This is a genomic window from Pararhizobium sp. IMCC3301 (assembly GCF_030758315.1).
Taxonomy (GTDB): domain Bacteria; phylum Pseudomonadota; class Alphaproteobacteria; order Rhizobiales.
On the sequence record NZ_CP132336.1, the window covers coordinates 1,919,109 to 1,933,653 of the forward strand.

Annotated in this window: 14 protein-coding genes; 8 read left to right on the forward strand and 6 right to left on the reverse strand. The window is 57.5% G+C overall.

Features of this window, described 5'->3' with window-relative positions; genetic code table 11:
- Nucleotides 1-37: 37 nt before the first annotated feature.
- The 3 genes from RAL88_RS09280 to RAL88_RS09290 are packed head-to-tail and all read left to right on the forward strand — an operon-like array spanning nucleotide 38 to nucleotide 3,514.
- Nucleotides 38-1,555, forward strand: coding sequence for a sugar ABC transporter ATP-binding protein (locus RAL88_RS09280; RefSeq protein WP_306268976.1), 1,518 nt, complete (start codon nucleotides 38-40; stop codon nucleotides 1,553-1,555).
- A gap of 7 nt (nucleotides 1,556-1,562) precedes the next feature.
- Nucleotides 1,563-2,537 (forward strand): ABC transporter permease, encoded by a 975-nt coding sequence (locus tag RAL88_RS09285; protein ID WP_306268977.1) that lies wholly within the window; start codon nucleotides 1,563-1,565, stop codon nucleotides 2,535-2,537.
- The gene (locus tag RAL88_RS09290) at nucleotides 2,534-3,514 is read left to right on the forward strand and encodes an ABC transporter permease (RefSeq protein WP_371932154.1); all 981 of its coding nucleotides are present in this window, start codon (nucleotides 2,534-2,536) and stop codon (nucleotides 3,512-3,514) included. The genes RAL88_RS09285 and RAL88_RS09290 overlap by 4 nt, the downstream gene beginning before the upstream one ends.
- Here RAL88_RS09290 and RAL88_RS09295 read toward each other — a convergent pair whose 3' ends face one another.
- On the reverse strand, nucleotides 3,515-4,612 hold the full coding sequence (locus RAL88_RS09295) for a hypothetical protein (protein WP_306268979.1): 1,098 nt from the start codon (nucleotides 4,610-4,612) through the stop codon (nucleotides 3,515-3,517).
- On the reverse strand, nucleotides 4,609-5,646 hold the full coding sequence (locus tag RAL88_RS09300) for a LacI family DNA-binding transcriptional regulator (RefSeq protein WP_306268981.1): 1,038 nt from the start codon (nucleotides 5,644-5,646) through the stop codon (nucleotides 4,609-4,611). Before RAL88_RS09300 ends, RAL88_RS09295 begins: the two co-directional genes overlap by 4 nt.
- Nucleotides 5,647-5,817: 171 nt before the next feature.
- On the opposite strand from RAL88_RS09300, the gene RAL88_RS09305 reads away from it, so the two are divergent.
- Genes RAL88_RS09305 through RAL88_RS09320 form a run of 4 tightly spaced genes read left to right on the forward strand, consistent with a single transcriptional unit; the run spans nucleotide 5,818 to nucleotide 9,498 of the window.
- Nucleotides 5,818-6,909 (forward strand): fatty acid desaturase family protein, encoded by a 1,092-nt coding sequence (locus tag RAL88_RS09305; protein WP_306269632.1) that lies wholly within the window; start codon nucleotides 5,818-5,820, stop codon nucleotides 6,907-6,909.
- A 25-nt stretch (nucleotides 6,910-6,934) separates the two neighbouring features.
- Complete coding sequence (locus RAL88_RS09310; protein WP_306268983.1) at nucleotides 6,935-7,252, forward strand: MocE family 2Fe-2S type ferredoxin; 318 nt, start codon at nucleotides 6,935-6,937, stop codon at nucleotides 7,250-7,252.
- A 51-nt stretch (nucleotides 7,253-7,303) separates the two neighbouring features.
- Nucleotides 7,304-8,380 (forward strand): Gfo/Idh/MocA family protein, encoded by a 1,077-nt coding sequence (locus tag RAL88_RS09315; RefSeq protein ID WP_306268985.1) that lies wholly within the window; start codon nucleotides 7,304-7,306, stop codon nucleotides 8,378-8,380.
- Nucleotides 8,377-9,498 carry a Gfo/Idh/MocA family protein gene (locus tag RAL88_RS09320; RefSeq protein ID WP_306268986.1) on the forward strand — a complete coding sequence of 374 codons (1,122 nt, stop codon included), beginning with the start codon at nucleotides 8,377-8,379 and terminating at the stop codon, nucleotides 9,496-9,498. Before RAL88_RS09315 ends, RAL88_RS09320 begins: the two co-directional genes overlap by 4 nt.
- Here RAL88_RS09320 and pcaD read toward each other — a convergent pair whose 3' ends face one another.
- Nucleotides 9,499-10,326 carry a 3-oxoadipate enol-lactonase gene (pcaD, locus tag RAL88_RS09325; RefSeq protein ID WP_306268987.1) on the reverse strand — a complete coding sequence of 276 codons (828 nt, stop codon included), beginning with the start codon at nucleotides 10,324-10,326 and terminating at the stop codon, nucleotides 9,499-9,501.
- On the reverse strand, nucleotides 10,326-11,435 hold the full coding sequence (locus tag RAL88_RS09330) for an LLM class flavin-dependent oxidoreductase (protein WP_306268988.1): 1,110 nt from the start codon (nucleotides 11,433-11,435) through the stop codon (nucleotides 10,326-10,328). Before RAL88_RS09330 ends, pcaD begins: the two co-directional genes overlap by 1 nt.
- Nucleotides 11,436-11,584: 149 nt before the next feature.
- Here RAL88_RS09330 and RAL88_RS09335 point away from each other — a divergent pair, with 149 nt between their 5' ends.
- Nucleotides 11,585-12,487 carry a LysR family transcriptional regulator gene (locus RAL88_RS09335; RefSeq protein ID WP_306269634.1) on the forward strand — a complete coding sequence of 301 codons (903 nt, stop codon included), beginning with the start codon at nucleotides 11,585-11,587 and terminating at the stop codon, nucleotides 12,485-12,487.
- Here RAL88_RS09335 and RAL88_RS09340 read toward each other — a convergent pair whose 3' ends face one another.
- On the reverse strand, nucleotides 12,488-13,804 hold the full coding sequence (locus tag RAL88_RS09340) for a TRAP transporter large permease (protein WP_306268990.1): 1,317 nt from the start codon (nucleotides 13,802-13,804) through the stop codon (nucleotides 12,488-12,490). It abuts the gene before it with no gap.
- Between the two features lie 19 nt (nucleotides 13,805-13,823).
- Nucleotides 13,824-14,348 (reverse strand): TRAP transporter small permease, encoded by a 525-nt coding sequence (locus RAL88_RS09345; RefSeq protein WP_306268992.1) that lies wholly within the window; start codon nucleotides 14,346-14,348, stop codon nucleotides 13,824-13,826.
- Nucleotides 14,349-14,545 lie beyond the last annotated feature (197 nt).

Here is a 14,545-nt window from a genome sequence, read left to right on the forward strand (position 1 = left end):
CTCGCCATTTTCGCCCGCAACAAGGACATCCTGTTTTATGGCGAATAGCTCCTTATTGAGCGCCACCGGCGTTGCCAAAAACTACGGTGCTGTGGCGGCGTTGCGCAACGCTTCGCTGGAAGTGGCCAGTGGTGAAGTCATCGCCTTGATGGGCGCCAATGGTGCGGGAAAATCCACTCTGGTTAAAATACTGACCGGTGCGATTTCTGCAAGCGCAGGTGAAATCCTCATTCGCGGGGAACACAGGCGCATCCGTTCGCCAGCCGATGCCCGACGTGCCGGACTGGTTCCGGTCTATCAGGAACCATCTCTGATTCCAGATCTCGATGTGTATGACAATTTGCGCCTCGGCAACACGCCGATCGAGCCTTTCCGCGACTGGCTTAATGAGCTGGGTATCGAAAATCTCGATTTCAGCGAAACCGCACAGCGCCTGCCCCTGGCCATCCAACGTGTCGTTGACCTTGCCCGTGCATTGGCGAGCGAGCCTGACATTCTGCTGCTGGATGAAATGACGGCGGCGCTGCCGACCAACCTTGTTGAAAAAGTGCTCGACGTGGTCCGCAAGCAGAAGCAGCTGGATCGTTCGGTGATCTATATTTCTCACCGTTTTGCGGAAATTGCCGCCGTCTGTGATCGCGCCAATGTTCTGAGAGACGGCGAAACCGTCGGCGATGTCGCCATTGAGCCCGGTATCGAGGATCACATCGTCGAATTGATGCTCGGAGAAAGCATGCGCGCCGTGCGCAAATCGGTCAGCACGAAGAAAACCACAGTTGCAGCCACAACCGCCGCTTCGATCCCACGGCTCAAGGTGCAAAACCTCGCCGCCGGCAGCAAGCTGACAAATGTGTCATTCGAGCTGCATGCCGGTGAAGTCCTCGGCATCGCCGCATTGGAAGGCCAGGGCCAGGATGAATTGTTCGAAGTGCTGGCCGGCTTTATGCGCCCGGACAGCGGGACCATCGAGATTGATGGAAGAAAGCAGGATTTTCATCATCCTGCCGACGCGATCTCCGCCGGTCATGTCTATGTGCCCGGCGACCGTGCCGACGCTTTGCTGATGCAGCGCTCTGTCCGCGAGAACATAGCGATCCCGTTCCACACCCGCCCCTCGCAATGGGGCCTGATCAACATGGGAGCTGAAAAGCAGAAGGTCGATGCGGCGATCAAGCGGCTGCAGATCGATACACGTGCCCAGGGCGAAGTGCAGCGGCTGTCCGGAGGCAACCAGCAGAAGGTGACGATTGCCCGCTGGCTTGCGCTGGGTGTCAAGACACTACTGTGTTTCGATCCAACGCGGGGAATTGATATCCGCACCAAACGCGAAATCTATCCACTGCTGCGTGAATTGGCCGATCAGGGCTCTTCGGTGCTGCTCTACACATCCGAACTTGAGGAAATTCAACTGGCCTGCGATCGCGCCGTAGTGATTTTCGGCGGACGGGTGGTGGACGAAATCAGCGCCGACAACGCCGATGAACCGACTCTGATGCGCGCGGCCTATGGCCTGACTGACCGCTCAGCTACTCAAGCTCAGCAAGCGGGATTGTGAAGCTGCCATGATGAAATTTCTGCGCAATCACTACTGGAACATCGGCCTGGCGACGATCTTCATTGCGTTGCTTGTCTTCACACGGACCATCCAGCCCAACTATGGCGCCTCCGGATTTGAATCCCTGTCGCGCGCCGCGCTGACCTTTGCATTTGCAACCGCGGCCCAGGTCGTTGTCGTCATCGCCGGGGGCATCGATTTGTCCATTGCATCGATGATGGCTGTCACCAGCGTCACCGCTGCCGTGATGATGGATGGAGCCAGCGAACAATACGCCTTGTTTGTCGTGCCCTTTGTGCTGCTCGTCGGCGCCAGCATGGGCGCGATCAATGGCCTGCTGATTGTATTGACCAGAGTTCCCGATATCGTTGTGACGCTGGCCATGCTGTTTGTCTGGGAAGGCGTAGCGCTGATCATTCTCAACGCGCCCGGCGGTGGAGCTGCCGAATGGTTCAAAAATCTGCTGGTCGGGTCAATTTCCATTCCGGCTGTGCCCGAAGATCTGACCAGATGGGTGCCGCAAGCCCTGATCCTTTTGATTGTCAGCCTCGGCATTGTCTGGTGGCCGTTCAGACGGTCACGCTTCGGCCTTTCTGTTTATGCCATCGGCTCTTCCAGCCTGGCCGCGTTCCGCTCTGGTGTTGCAGTCAACCGGACCAAAGTTGCGGCCTATGCGATGGCCGGACTGTTTGCTGCCATGGGCGGCCTGGTGCTGACTGCTACCACCGGCATCGGCGCACCTATTCCGGGTCCTTATCTGCTGGCAAGCGTCGCAGCTGTGGTGCTGGGCGGTGTCACTCTGGGTGGCGGCCGAGGCGGTTTGTTGGGTCCGATCATTGCTGTATTCATATTGCGGCTGGTGCGCACAGACCTGACGCTGATGTCGATTGACCCCAATATCACAACGATTGTTGAGGGTACAATCATGGTGATTGTCGTCATGGCTGGCGGATTGCTGGCAGCAAAGGCGCGCAAGAGATGAACCCATCCGCACCCAGAGCCTCCCGCTTTGCCGGATCATTCCGTGTCGTGATGCGTGATTATCCGCTGGTGCCGCTGATCGTTCTGCTCATCGGGCTGGTGGTCGCGCTGGAGATTATGGTCCCCGGGATCGTCAATCAGCGGTGGCTCGCCAATACCATCAAATTTGCCGTTCCGCTGGCCATGCTGGCAGCCTGCCAATCCCTGACCATGCTCACCGGGGGGATAGATCTGTCGGTTGGCGTGGCCGCGACCGTCAGCGCTTTTGTGGCGGCCAGCCAACTCTCCGTATTGGGACCGACCGGAGCCATTCTCGTGGCATTGATACCGCCCGTGCTGATCGGCCTTGCCAACGGCATTGGCGTCGGCTTGTTCAGGGTTCACCCGCTGATCATGACGCTGGGAACCGGCCTGATCGGCACCGGCTGTCTGCAGGTCTATCAGCGCACGGTGATCGCATCGGGTTCGTCCGTTCCCGATATTCTGTCATGGCTTGGCACCGGTCTGAGCTATGGTGTGCCCAATTCCCTGCTGGTGTTTCTGCCCCTCGCCATTCTCATCATCGTCGGTCTGCGGCGCACTGGCTTTGGCCGGCTGTTATATGCAATCGGTGAAAATGAAAATGCCGCGCGCCTTGCCGGTGTCCGCACCTGGCAGGTTCTCATGGCGCTTTACATTTTGTCGGGACTGATCGCAGGACTGACCGGGTTGATTTATCTCGGCCTTATCAAGGCCCCGTCCCTGTCGCTGGTGGAGCCGCGCGTTCTGCCCTCTGTGGCTGCAGCGGTGATCGGCGGCACCTCCATTTTCGGCGGGCGTGGCAGCTATTCCGGCACCATCATCGGTGCTCTCATTCTGACCGTGCTGGCCACCATGCTGACGGTCATGCAAATCCCGGAAGGCACGCGCCGGATTTTCTTCGGCATGATCATTCTGGTCGTCACCGCCATCTATGTGCGCATCACCGAAGAAAGTTGACTACAGTCCGAAATGCGTGCCGTCAAAGGGCAGCGTAATTTCAGCACCGCTGACATCAACCAGCGTCAACTCTGAAGCACTGACACGGATATCTGCCACTTCACGCCAATGCGGCGGTGCCGGAATGGCGCCGAACCCATAGCGGATTTCACGGACCGTCGAGGCTTTGAGAGCAAGCGCCTGAACCAGTCCGCTCGGCGATCTGGTGTCGCTGCTGGCAAATGCACCGCTGGCGTGACAGGCGGTCGCCGCTTCTTCTATCCCCAGAACGCATGTATGACGGCCTGACCATGGGGCGTAATTTCGCCCGCCATTGCTCATCCACAAAAGGGTTTCCGGCAGAGCCCTGGCGTCTTTGACGGCAAAAAACAAGAACCCGTCTTGGTCGGCCAGCGCGGCAGACCAGCCAATCTCACTGCCTGTCGCTTCAGCCATCACCACAATGTCCTCGTGCCGCTTTGAAAAGGGATAGAAACTTGCGTCAACGCTCTGGTCCGCCGCAGTCCTGACCGCGTCCAGCCCTTCAAATTTTTGCGGATAGGCCAGCATCGAAAAGCCGCGTTGCGGATCGCTTTCAGGCGGCGCGTTCGGGGTTATGCCGAACTGCTTTTTCGAGAAACTTAGTTGTGCCCCACCGGGCACCCTGATCATCGCGTGATGCGCAACCGGCAGATGTCCTGAACCTCCCTCAAATCTGTGGCATTGATAGAGCACTGGATGGCCGGGCCGCACAGTCAGCGTTTTGGTGACGACCGCACCATGGACGCGGTCTTCCAACAGGTAGGTGTGACGCACCGCCCCATCGACGCTTTCCACTCTGTCTGTGGGCTGCCAGGTCCCATTGGCTGTCGCGCCATGGATTGGCCCGCCGGGGTTCACGCCGAAAGGGGCACAGAAAAAGTCTCCGGAAAGTTGTCGTTCAACCAAGGCAATGTCATCAGGCAGTGTAGCAGCTTCGCTCGCCCATGGCGCTGTATGCAGCGGCCTTGTGACCGTTCCATCCGCTGTCGTGACGGCAAAATTCTCTATATTTCCGCCCGAACGGTTGAAGTCAAAGGCAACGCTGCCGCTGCTGATATGGTCAAGATGTCTACTCATGTTTCTGCCGGTAGGTTCTCACGAAAGATAGCATGGATGGGGATTGCTGCGGGACGTATTTCACCGCTGCGGCGCACGGCCGCCACCAGGCATTCAATGGCAAGGCGGGCTTCCTCTGCCGCGCTTTCTTCGATGATCACATCCATCACGCCATTGACCAGATGGTTTCGTGTATCTGTCGAAAGCCCGTGGCCGATAAACGTCACCGATGTTTCGCATCCGCAATCGATCAGGGCTTTTGCAACGCCGGACTGGCCGGCACCAATGCAATAAATTGCGTCAAGATCCGGATGCACCGACAGAATTTTGCTGACTTCCCTGTAGGCATGATCGGCATTTTCATGGACTTCACATTCCTCGACAATCCGCAGCGTTGGAAACTGCTCGCGCAAGACGCTGCGGAATCCCATTTCGCGCTCTTCATGTCCGAAATAGGCTCTTGATCCCAGCACCAGTCCGATTTTTCCCTTCGGCGGTTTCAGCATTCGGCCAGTCAGATATCCAGCCAGCCGGCCGGCCGCATGATTGTCGATCCCCACATAAGCGGTCCGCGGCACATTGCGGATGTCGGACGCCAGCGTCACCACGGGAATATTCCGGCTGCAAAGTTCACGCACCGCCTCCCGGACTTTCCGGCTGTCGAGGCCGATAAGGCCAACCGCCTGGGCCGTCGGTGCAATGCGCTGCAGCGCCGCGACGATTTCGTCCTCGCTTGCCGTATCGGGATGGTGGATCGACAGGGAGACGGTGCCAAGCTGTTGCGCGCAAGACTGCAACTGATGGGCCTGCTCCAGCAGAAAAGCATTGCCATGATCGGGAATGATGAAGTCAAGATGCAACAGATCATCTGCGGTATCAGGCGTAGCACCGGGCACCTGGCGGCTCATCTCGTCAATCACGGACAGGACATGCCGGCGCGTATGCGCCTGAACGCCCGAACGCTTGTTGATAACCCGGTCAACAGTTGCCCTGGAGACACCTGCATGCTCGGATATCTCTCTGACTTTCGGCAGGCGGCGGTTTACCAGACCCATAAGATCCATTCCAGGTTAAAACAGCATTGTCATAAATACATCATTTTGAGGCGTTTGGATACAGAGGCCCAAAAATTATCGCGATTCCAGTCTTTTCAGAGCTGTTTATCCGTATTACGGCTTGACGAGTGCGCAGATTGCATCGGAAACTGTGGTAATTACATCAAAATGATGGATTTTCCAGTGGAACCGACACCCCGTGACTACAGTCTGGTAGGCCGTGACAGTGTGCTGGCGGAACACAATGGTCTGGCCGCGGCGGAATGGTATTCGGTGAGGATCGACCGCAAAGTTCTGAAAGGCCTGATGCGACGCTCCGATGGACCGGCCATACGCGACACCTTGATCTGGCTGGCAGCGCTGCTGGGCTCAGCTACTGGCGCGGTTTATTTCTGGGGCACCTGGTGGTCGGCACCGTTCTTTCTGGTCTACGGTGTTCTGTACGGGTCGTCCTCCGACAGCCGCTGGCATGAAAGCGGGCATGGCACAGCGTTCAAGACACGCTGGATGAACAACGCGCTGTATTATCTCGCCAGTTTCATGATTCTGCGCGAACCGACCATCTGGTTGTGGAGCCATACGCGGCATCATACCGACACGATTATAGTCGGCCGGGACCCGGAAATTGCCGCGCCCCGGCCGCCGGATATCAAAGCCCTTCTGCTCAATATTTTTGCATTGGCCAGCACCTGGAAAACACTGCGCTCTCTGGTGCAACATGCCAGTGGCAGGCTGACGCCTGATGAAGCCAGTTTCGTGCCGCAGACCGAGCGGCCAAAAGTCTATCTGATCGCACGTATTTATCTTGCAATCCTGGTCGCGGTCGCGCTCACATGTGTTGTGAGCGGGTCTATTCTGCCCGCAATGCTGATCGGCCTGCCGACCATCTATGGCGGCTTCATGACGATTTATTTCGGCCTGACCCAACATGCCGGTCTGGCCGAGGATGTACTGGACCACAGGCTTAATTCCCGCACGATTTACATGAACCCGCTGTTTCGCTTTCTCTACTGGAACATGAATTATCATATCGAACATCATATGTTTCCGATGGTGCCCTATCACGCCCTGCCCAAGCTTCATGAGATCATCAAACACGATTGTCCCAAGCCTTACCCAAGTTCTATCGCCGCATATCGTGAAATCATCCCGACACTGCTGCGTCAGGTGCGCGAACCAGCCTATTTCGTTGCCCGGCAATTACCCTTGGGACTTGACCCGGTGCCGCACAATCATGGCGCCGTTTTCCGGCCCGCTGAATGATCTCATAAAATCAAGGAACATGACTATGGAAGCCCAGTGGATTGAGGCCTGCCTGCTGGAGGACATTGATCCGGAAGATGCGATAACCTTCAAACATGAAGGCCGCTATTTCGCCCTGTACCGTACCGATGATGATCGCTATTTCGCGACCGATGGTCTGTGCACCCATGAACGGGTGCCCCTTGCAAACGGGCTAGTGATGGGCACGATCATCGAATGCCCGAAGCATCAGGGTCGGTTTGATTTTATAACGGGACATGCCAAGGGCGCGCCGGTCTGCGTAAATCTGAAAACCTATGAAACCCGGATACGCGGTGAACATCTGTTTATAAAACTGGCCTGAGTCAGCTTTCGCCAGGACAGAATCACGCAATGATCCGGGAGGGAGAAAATCATGGCAAAGTGGCGTGTCGCCGGAATTAATTTCGATCATATGCATATGGGCGATCTGTTGCGCATGGTGGATCAGCATCCCGATGCGGAGATCGTTGGCGTTTACGACCGCTCGCGCGACCGTATGGCCGGGGCCATAGCTGATTTTGCGCTACCCGATTCGGCCGTATTTACCGATCTTGACGCCTGCATCCGGACAGCTGCGCCTGATCTGGCAATCGTTTGTGCAGCAACTGCGGAACATGTCGATCATGTCGAAGCGCTGGCACGGCACAATATCCATGTGCTGGTTGAAAAACCGTTCGCCGCTTCCCTCGCCGACGCCAGACGGATGATCGATGCCATGGCAGGTACTGGCAGGCAAATGGCAATCAACTGGCCACTGGCCTGGTATCGCAGCCACAACACCTGCAAAAGGCTGATCGATGAAGGCGCGATCGGTGAACTGATTGAAGTCCACTTCTATGATGGCAATCGCGGGCCGCTGTTTCATCTGGCTGACAAGGTAGAGGTCACGCCGCAGGAGGTTGAGCGCCAGAAACCGGATTCGTGGTGGTATAAAAAATCCGCCGGTGGCGGCAGCCTGCTGGATTATCTCGGCTATGGTGCCACATTGGGCACCTGGTTCATGAATGGCGAAGCGCCTCTGGAAGTGACCTGCGTCATCGACGAGACGCCCGGCATCGAAGTCGATCAGCACTCGATCACCATATGCCGGTACAAAACGGGTCTTTCAAAACTGGAAACCCGGTGGGGCACACTGACCGACCCCTGGACCATACAGCCACAACCAAGATGCGGATTTGTCGTGGTCGGCCGCGATGGCAGCATTTCAAGCTATGATTATGATGATTTCGTCACTCTGCAAACCAGGGACCGGCCGGAACCGGTCGCAGTGCCCGCAGATGAATTGGCTGTCGGCCGGACCAATCCGATTGAATATGTTCTTGGCTGCATCGGGCGCAATGAAGACATCGCCGGGCCACTGTCGCCCGCGCTCAGCCTCATCGGACAGCGTATTGTCGATACCGCCTATCTGTCGGCCCGGCAGAAGCGGACCCTGGAACTGATCCCGTGAGCAACGATATGCCCGATACCGACACCTATGCGCTGTCGGCTGCGCCTGTGAGGAACGTAGAGGCACCGGATCTTGCCTATCAGCCACCAGTACCAAAGAGCTACACTCCGCGCATCGCGCTGATTGGCGCCGGCGGAATTGCCGCAGCGCATCTGGATGCCTATAGGACAGCCGATTTTGATGTCGCTGTGATCTGCAACCGAACCCTTACAAAGGCCGAGGCACGGCGCGACGAATTTTTCCCCAAGGCAGAGGCAACCGATGACTTTGAATCGGTTCTGGCAGATCCTTCCATCGAGGTTCTGGACATTACGCCGCATCCCGCGGACCGGTTCGAACTGATTGAAAAGGCGTTGGCAGCCGGCAAACACGTTCTGTCGCAAAAGCCCTTCGTGACCAATCTGTCAAAGGGCGAGGATCTGGTGCAACTGGCGCGCGACAACAACGTCAGATTGGCGGTCAATCAGAACGGCCGCTGGTCGCCGCATATGGCTTATATGCGCGAAGCGGTGCGCAGCGGACTGATCGGTGATCTGACAAGTTGCCATACGGCCATCCACTGGGATCACAGCTGGATCGGCGGCACGCCATTTGAAGACATTGAAGATCTGATCCTGTTCGACTTCGGCGTCCACTGGTTCGATTTTCTCGCCAGTCTGGTCGGCACGAGAGCGCAATCGGTATTCGCAACAAAAGCCCGAGCCGAAGGCCAGTCGGTGCGCCCGCCGCTGCTGTCTCAGGCGCTGGTCAGCCTTGAGGGCGGCCAAGCCTCCCTCGTCTTTGACGGATCAGCGGCGTTCGGGCCCCTCAACACCACCTATATCAGCGGCACGCGCGGCAGCATCTCCAGCAGCGGTCCCGATCTGGCGGAGCAGCAGGTCACATTGACGACGCAGGAGGGCCGCGCCACACCGCACCTCACCGGCACCTGGTTCAATGACGGGTTTCGCGGTGCCATGGGAGAATTGCTCTGCGCCATCGAAGAGGACCGCGAACCCGGTCACAGCGCCGCCGCCAATCTTCACAGTCTGGCCCTGACCTTTGCCGCGCTGAAATCCGCTCAGGACGGAATTGCAGTTGATATCGGCACTGTCAGAACATTGCCGCAGGCCGGATAATCAGAGCCTTTCCGCGCCCTTGAGGAAAGGTTCTATTGCGCTGTTGAATGCCTCGGGCGCATTGATATTGGCCACATGAGCCGCGCCTTCGATGCTGTGGTAGCGGGCATCCGGTGTGGCGTCCGCCATGGCCTGCATCACCTCCGGGGCCGCGCCCTTGTCCAGCGCCCCGCCGACAAACAGCACCGGCACAGAGATCTCCGGCAGCCGGCGCAAATAATCCAGCCCCTGCAAGGCCCGGCAGCAGGCAATATATCCATTCCTGTCATTGCAAAGCACCATGTCGGCGATGTTCCGCGCGGCTTGCGGATTGGCAGCATGCCAATCCGGGGTCAGCCAGCTGGAAAGTGTGCCCTCGACAATTGCTTCAAGACCGCCGCGTTCCACCTTGGCAATGCGCTCGTCCCACGACGTCCGAAATCCTTCCGGTGCGTCGGCTCTGGCATCGGCACAGACCAGCCGCTCAATCCGCTGGCTGTGATCAAGCGCAAGTCCAAGCCCGGTCATTCCGCCCATCGACAATCCCATGAAAGCGGCGGTTTCAATCTCCAGATGATCCAGCAATGCAATGACATCGCCAGTCAGATCATCAAAATCATAAGGCCCTGTCGGGGCATCGCTGCCGCCATGTCCGCGCGTATCATAGCGCAGCACCTGAAATGTTGCAGTGAGCATCTCCATTTGCGGTGCCCACATCTCCAGTGTTGCACCCAGACTGTTGGACAGCACGATCCACGGGCCCACATCTGGGCCGTCGATCCGGTAATTTAGCCGGGACGCGCCAGGGCCTGTGCGGCCGGCGCGACCGCTGCGCGAGGGCTGCAGCATTATTCAGCCGCCATTGTGGTTTCCGCAGCGATGGCGTCATTGACCTGCGCCTTGACCTTCTCCGCCAGCAGTATCATCGAGCGCCGTCCCAGTTCCGGGTCAGCCCAGTCCTTTCCGGCATACAGCAATGTGCCGAAATCACCGACCTCTTCGCGGAATGCCAGCAGATCGTCGACAACCTTGTCGGGCGTACCCCAGATGATCAGCCGGTTGCAGATATCTTCCAGCGTCACGTCGTCATCGGGCTGGTCGCGATAGGCTTTGAACAGTTCCAGCCGGTTATGCTTGCGCATTTTCGTCAGCAGCTGGCTGTAATAATAGACATAGGGGCTGTCCGGCCCGAGCGCATATTCCCGTGCGGTCGCCAGATCCTCGGCAACGAAAACGCTTTTGGCGACGCGCCAGTTGGCGGTGGAAACCTCGCGGCCGACCCGCTCACAACCCTCGACATATTTCGGCCAGTGGCTTGCGACCCATTGCGGCATCAGGAAATTCGCGCTGATCGGATCCCAACCGCGCGCGGCGGCTTCCGTCACGCCTTTGGAAAACGGCGCTACGGCGGTGACGATAATCGGCGGGTGCGGGCGCTGCAGTGGTTTCGGCATGATGCCCTGGCCGATATCGGTCAGGCTCGTACGCTCGGTGGAAACCGTCCAGTATTTACCTTCAAGCTTGTAGGGCGAATCGCGCTTCCAGATTTCCAGAACCATATCGATGGCTTCCAGAAACATCTCGTTGCGGTTGGCATCCAGATTGCCGAACACTTCCGCATCCGAAGCCAGACCTCCTGGAGAAATCCCGAAATTGAACCGCCCGTCGAGCATGTGATCCAGCATCGCCACTTGCGCTGCAACCGTGGCCGGATGGCTGTTCGGCATATTCACCGTTCCGGTGCCCAGGCGAATCTGTTTTGTCGCCGCCGCCAGCGATGCGATAAACATCGTGCAACTGGTGATATTTTCCGCCTTGTCGGTGACATGCTCGCCGACATAGGCTTCTGTGAACCCCAGCTCATCGGCCAGCAGGAACGCCTCGCGGTCCTCCTGCAATGATGTGCGCCAGTCCTTTTCGACCGGATGTATCGGCATTGTGAAAAAGCCAAGTTCCATGATGAAATCCCCAGAATTTGTCGCGTCCTGACAGGTTGTGAGCGCGTGTTTTGCCGTTATTACACTGCAGTGTAAGCTGCGGATTGCCTTAAGCATAATAATAATGGATAACGTTTCCCATTATTTTTTGTAATGGAGCGTCTTTGGCGATGGTGACTTTGCGGCAGATCAGATCGGTTGTGGCGGTTGCCGAAGAAGGCTCTTTCACCCGGGCGGCTGTCCGAGAGAATGCCACCCAGTCCGGTATTTCACAGCACATTGCTGCGGTTGAACATTTACTCGGCGTGGCGTTGTTTGAACGCACCAGCGACGGTGTGCAGATGACTCCTGCCGGGCGGCGCTATTACCGCCACGCCATTGACGTGCTGCGCAATCTGGAAACCGCGGCCGGCGAGGCGCGCGCTGCCGGAACCGGCATTTCCGGAGATGTCCGGGCCGGGTTGATGCCTGCCTTCACCCGTGCTGCCCTGGTGCCGCCGCTGCAGCGCGTCATCGCAGAACACCCGCAGATCAATATTCATATCATTGAGGGCTACAGCGGCACGCTGACTGAAATGGTGCGTGCCGGACAACTGGATTTTGCTCTTGTGCCGGCGTTTTCCGGAGGCGTCGGCCTGACCGTCAACCCACTCGCAAGAGACCGCGAAATGCTGGTGTCCGGTCCGCAAATGGGTCTGCAGCATGGCCAGCCGATCCGGCTTGCCGATCTGCCGCCGCTGAAAGTCATTGTGCCCTCCATCAGCAATGTGCGGCGTGGCAAGCTTGAAGAATATTTCGAAAGCCATGGCGGCCGGATTGAACGGCTGCTGGAAATGGATGCCATGAACGGAACCCTCGGCCTGGTCGCCCGGACCGAGTGGGTGGCAGTCCTGCCGGGCCTGATCTGCGTCCCCGATCAGACCGGCGACATACGCCGCATCAGCCCGATTGTCGATCCGCCGCTATATTCCGATTTTGTCGTCATTGAGCCGGCCCGCAAGCCGATTTCGCAACAGGGTCTGGTGTTTCTTCGCGAACTGCGTGAGGAAATCAACAGTCTGGTCGCCAGTTAATCACAGCATCAATTTCGGCAGCCATGTCGCCAGCGCCGGTATGAACAGCACCAGCAGGGCGGCAACCAGAATCAGCAGGAAATAGGGTGTCGAACCTTTGAAAATCTGTGCAAGGGTCACGGTCGGGTCAGGCACCGCACCCTTCACCGTATAAACCAGAAGACCAAAAGGCGGCGTCAGCAATCCTGCTTCGATCACCAGAATGCCAAAGATTGCAAAGGCAATCGGATCAATCCCGAAGGTCGCTGCAATTGGCGCGAAAATCGGCACTGTCAACAGGATGATCGACACCGAATCAATCAGCATGCCGAGAATGATCCAGATTACCATCATCAGACCGATCACCAGGAACGGATCGACACCCATGCCCAGAAACAGCGCCTTGATGTAATTCACGGCGCCGCCAATGGCCAGCAGCCGCGAATACATCTGCGCCGTGATCAGCAGAAACATGATCGGCGCGGTGGTGCGCCCGGCCTGGAAGATGGCGTCGACAATCTCGCGCCAGCGCATGCCTTTGACGATACCAATCAGCAGCGCGCCGATGGCGCCAAATCCGGCGGCCTCGGTAGGTGTGAAAACACCGGTCCAGATGCCGCCAATGACGAGCAGAATGAGGAACAGAATTCCAATGCCACCGATCAGCTCCGACTTGATCTCAGCCGGTGTCATTTCCACCGTATCGCCCTCGAAGGCAGGCGCAATCTCCGGGTTGCGGATGGCGGCAATAATGACATAGGCGGAAAACAGAATTGCCAGAATGATACCCGGCACAATCCCGGCAATGAACAGCGCTCCGACACTCATTTCCGTCAGAATAGCCCACACGATCAGCAGCACGCTGGGCGGTATCAGCATTCCCAGACAGGCAGAACCGGCTACTGCCCCCAGCGCAAAGGTCTGTTTGTATCCGACTTTTTTCATTTCAGGATAGGCGATCCGGGAAAAGGCCGCAGCCGCAGCGATGGATACACCGGTGACCGCTGCAAACACCGTGTTTCCGGCGATAGTTGCAATCGCAAGGCGTCCCGGAAGCCGCCGCAGGGCGCGGTCACAAACCCGGTAAAGGTCCGACGCGGCCCCTGATCGCGAAATGAAATCCCCCATCAGCACAAACAGCGGAATAACAGCAAACACATCCTTTCGAATGGCTTCATATGCCGTATTGCCAAGAATGGAGAGTGCGGCCTCGGTACTGCCCAGCATCAGATACACGCCCAGCGCCGAGCACAGGGCAAGCGAAATGCCGATATGCACGCCCAGCAGAATCAGAAAAATCAGCAGGCCTAACATCCAGAGCGCAATATCTCCACCCATGGTTCAGATACTCCTCTGGTTACTTGAATTGGCCGCTTGTCAATGCGTGCGGCGCTTCCGTTTCGGCAAGAAGACGACCGGTCCAGTCGTAATAGATCATTGTCACATAGGCCCATGCTCCGAATACGGACATCAGCAAAACTGTGCCGCGCACCGGCCATGTCGGCACCCGCAACGAGCCTTCACCTTCATATTCTCCGATGCGATAGGCATCCTGGAACGCCGGCCAGGTGCTCCACACCAGCCCGAGAAACACGGCAAAGCCGAGCACTGCGCCAATGGTACGCAAAATTCTGCGCCCTCCTGCCGGCAGCGCGTCGGCAAAGATGGACGTCCTCAGCATCGAGCCGGAATAAATCGCCAGCGGCAATTGCAGAAATGTAATGGCGACCACGGAATTCTGGAGGATTTCCTTGGTTCCGGGAATCGGTTGTGACAGCAGGCTGCGACCGGTCACATCACCAAAGATGAGCAGCGCCAGACCCAAAGTCCAGAATGCCGATACGAGATGGACCGTTCTGGCAAATTTAATCGGGCCGCTCATAAGTCCTCCCAAACCCATGGAATTGCAATTGCGCCCGCAAGCTAACTTCTGGCGAGGGCAAGTCAAGCGAGAAAGTTAGCAATCGATAAATAAGGAAATTAAATCAGACAAGCTGCCGCTTGACTGCGATCAAAAACTGTGGGGAAATGCAGTTAGTTTAGCAGTCGATAAATAAGAGGCTGCGTCTCACCCCGCAA

Coding starts and splice junctions, on each gene's coding strand:
- RAL88_RS09280 (WP_306268976.1), top strand. CDS start 38: ATGGCGAATAGCTCCTTATTGAGCGCCACCGGCGTTGCCAAAAACTAC.
- RAL88_RS09285 (WP_306268977.1), top strand. CDS start 1,563: ATGATGAAATTTCTGCGCAATCACTACTGGAACATCGGCCTGGCGACG.
- RAL88_RS09290 (WP_371932154.1), top strand. CDS start 2,534: ATGAACCCATCCGCACCCAGAGCCTCCCGCTTTGCCGGATCATTCCGT.
- RAL88_RS09295 (WP_306268979.1), bottom strand. CDS start 4,612: ATGAGTAGACATCTTGACCATATCAGCAGCGGCAGCGTTGCCTTTGAC.
- RAL88_RS09300 (WP_306268981.1), bottom strand. CDS start 5,646: ATGGGTCTGGTAAACCGCCGCCTGCCGAAAGTCAGAGAGATATCCGAG.
- RAL88_RS09305 (WP_306269632.1), top strand. CDS start 5,818: ATGGATTTTCCAGTGGAACCGACACCCCGTGACTACAGTCTGGTAGGC.
- RAL88_RS09310 (WP_306268983.1), top strand. CDS start 6,935: ATGGAAGCCCAGTGGATTGAGGCCTGCCTGCTGGAGGACATTGATCCG.
- RAL88_RS09315 (WP_306268985.1), top strand. CDS start 7,304: ATGGCAAAGTGGCGTGTCGCCGGAATTAATTTCGATCATATGCATATG.
- pcaD (WP_306268987.1), bottom strand. CDS start 10,326: ATGCTGCAGCCCTCGCGCAGCGGTCGCGCCGGCCGCACAGGCCCTGGC.
- RAL88_RS09330 (WP_306268988.1), bottom strand. CDS start 11,435: ATGGAACTTGGCTTTTTCACAATGCCGATACATCCGGTCGAAAAGGAC.
- RAL88_RS09335 (WP_306269634.1), top strand. CDS start 11,585: ATGGTGACTTTGCGGCAGATCAGATCGGTTGTGGCGGTTGCCGAAGAA.
- RAL88_RS09340 (WP_306268990.1), bottom strand. CDS start 13,804: ATGGGTGGAGATATTGCGCTCTGGATGTTAGGCCTGCTGATTTTTCTG.
- RAL88_RS09345 (WP_306268992.1), bottom strand. CDS start 14,348: ATGAGCGGCCCGATTAAATTTGCCAGAACGGTCCATCTCGTATCGGCA.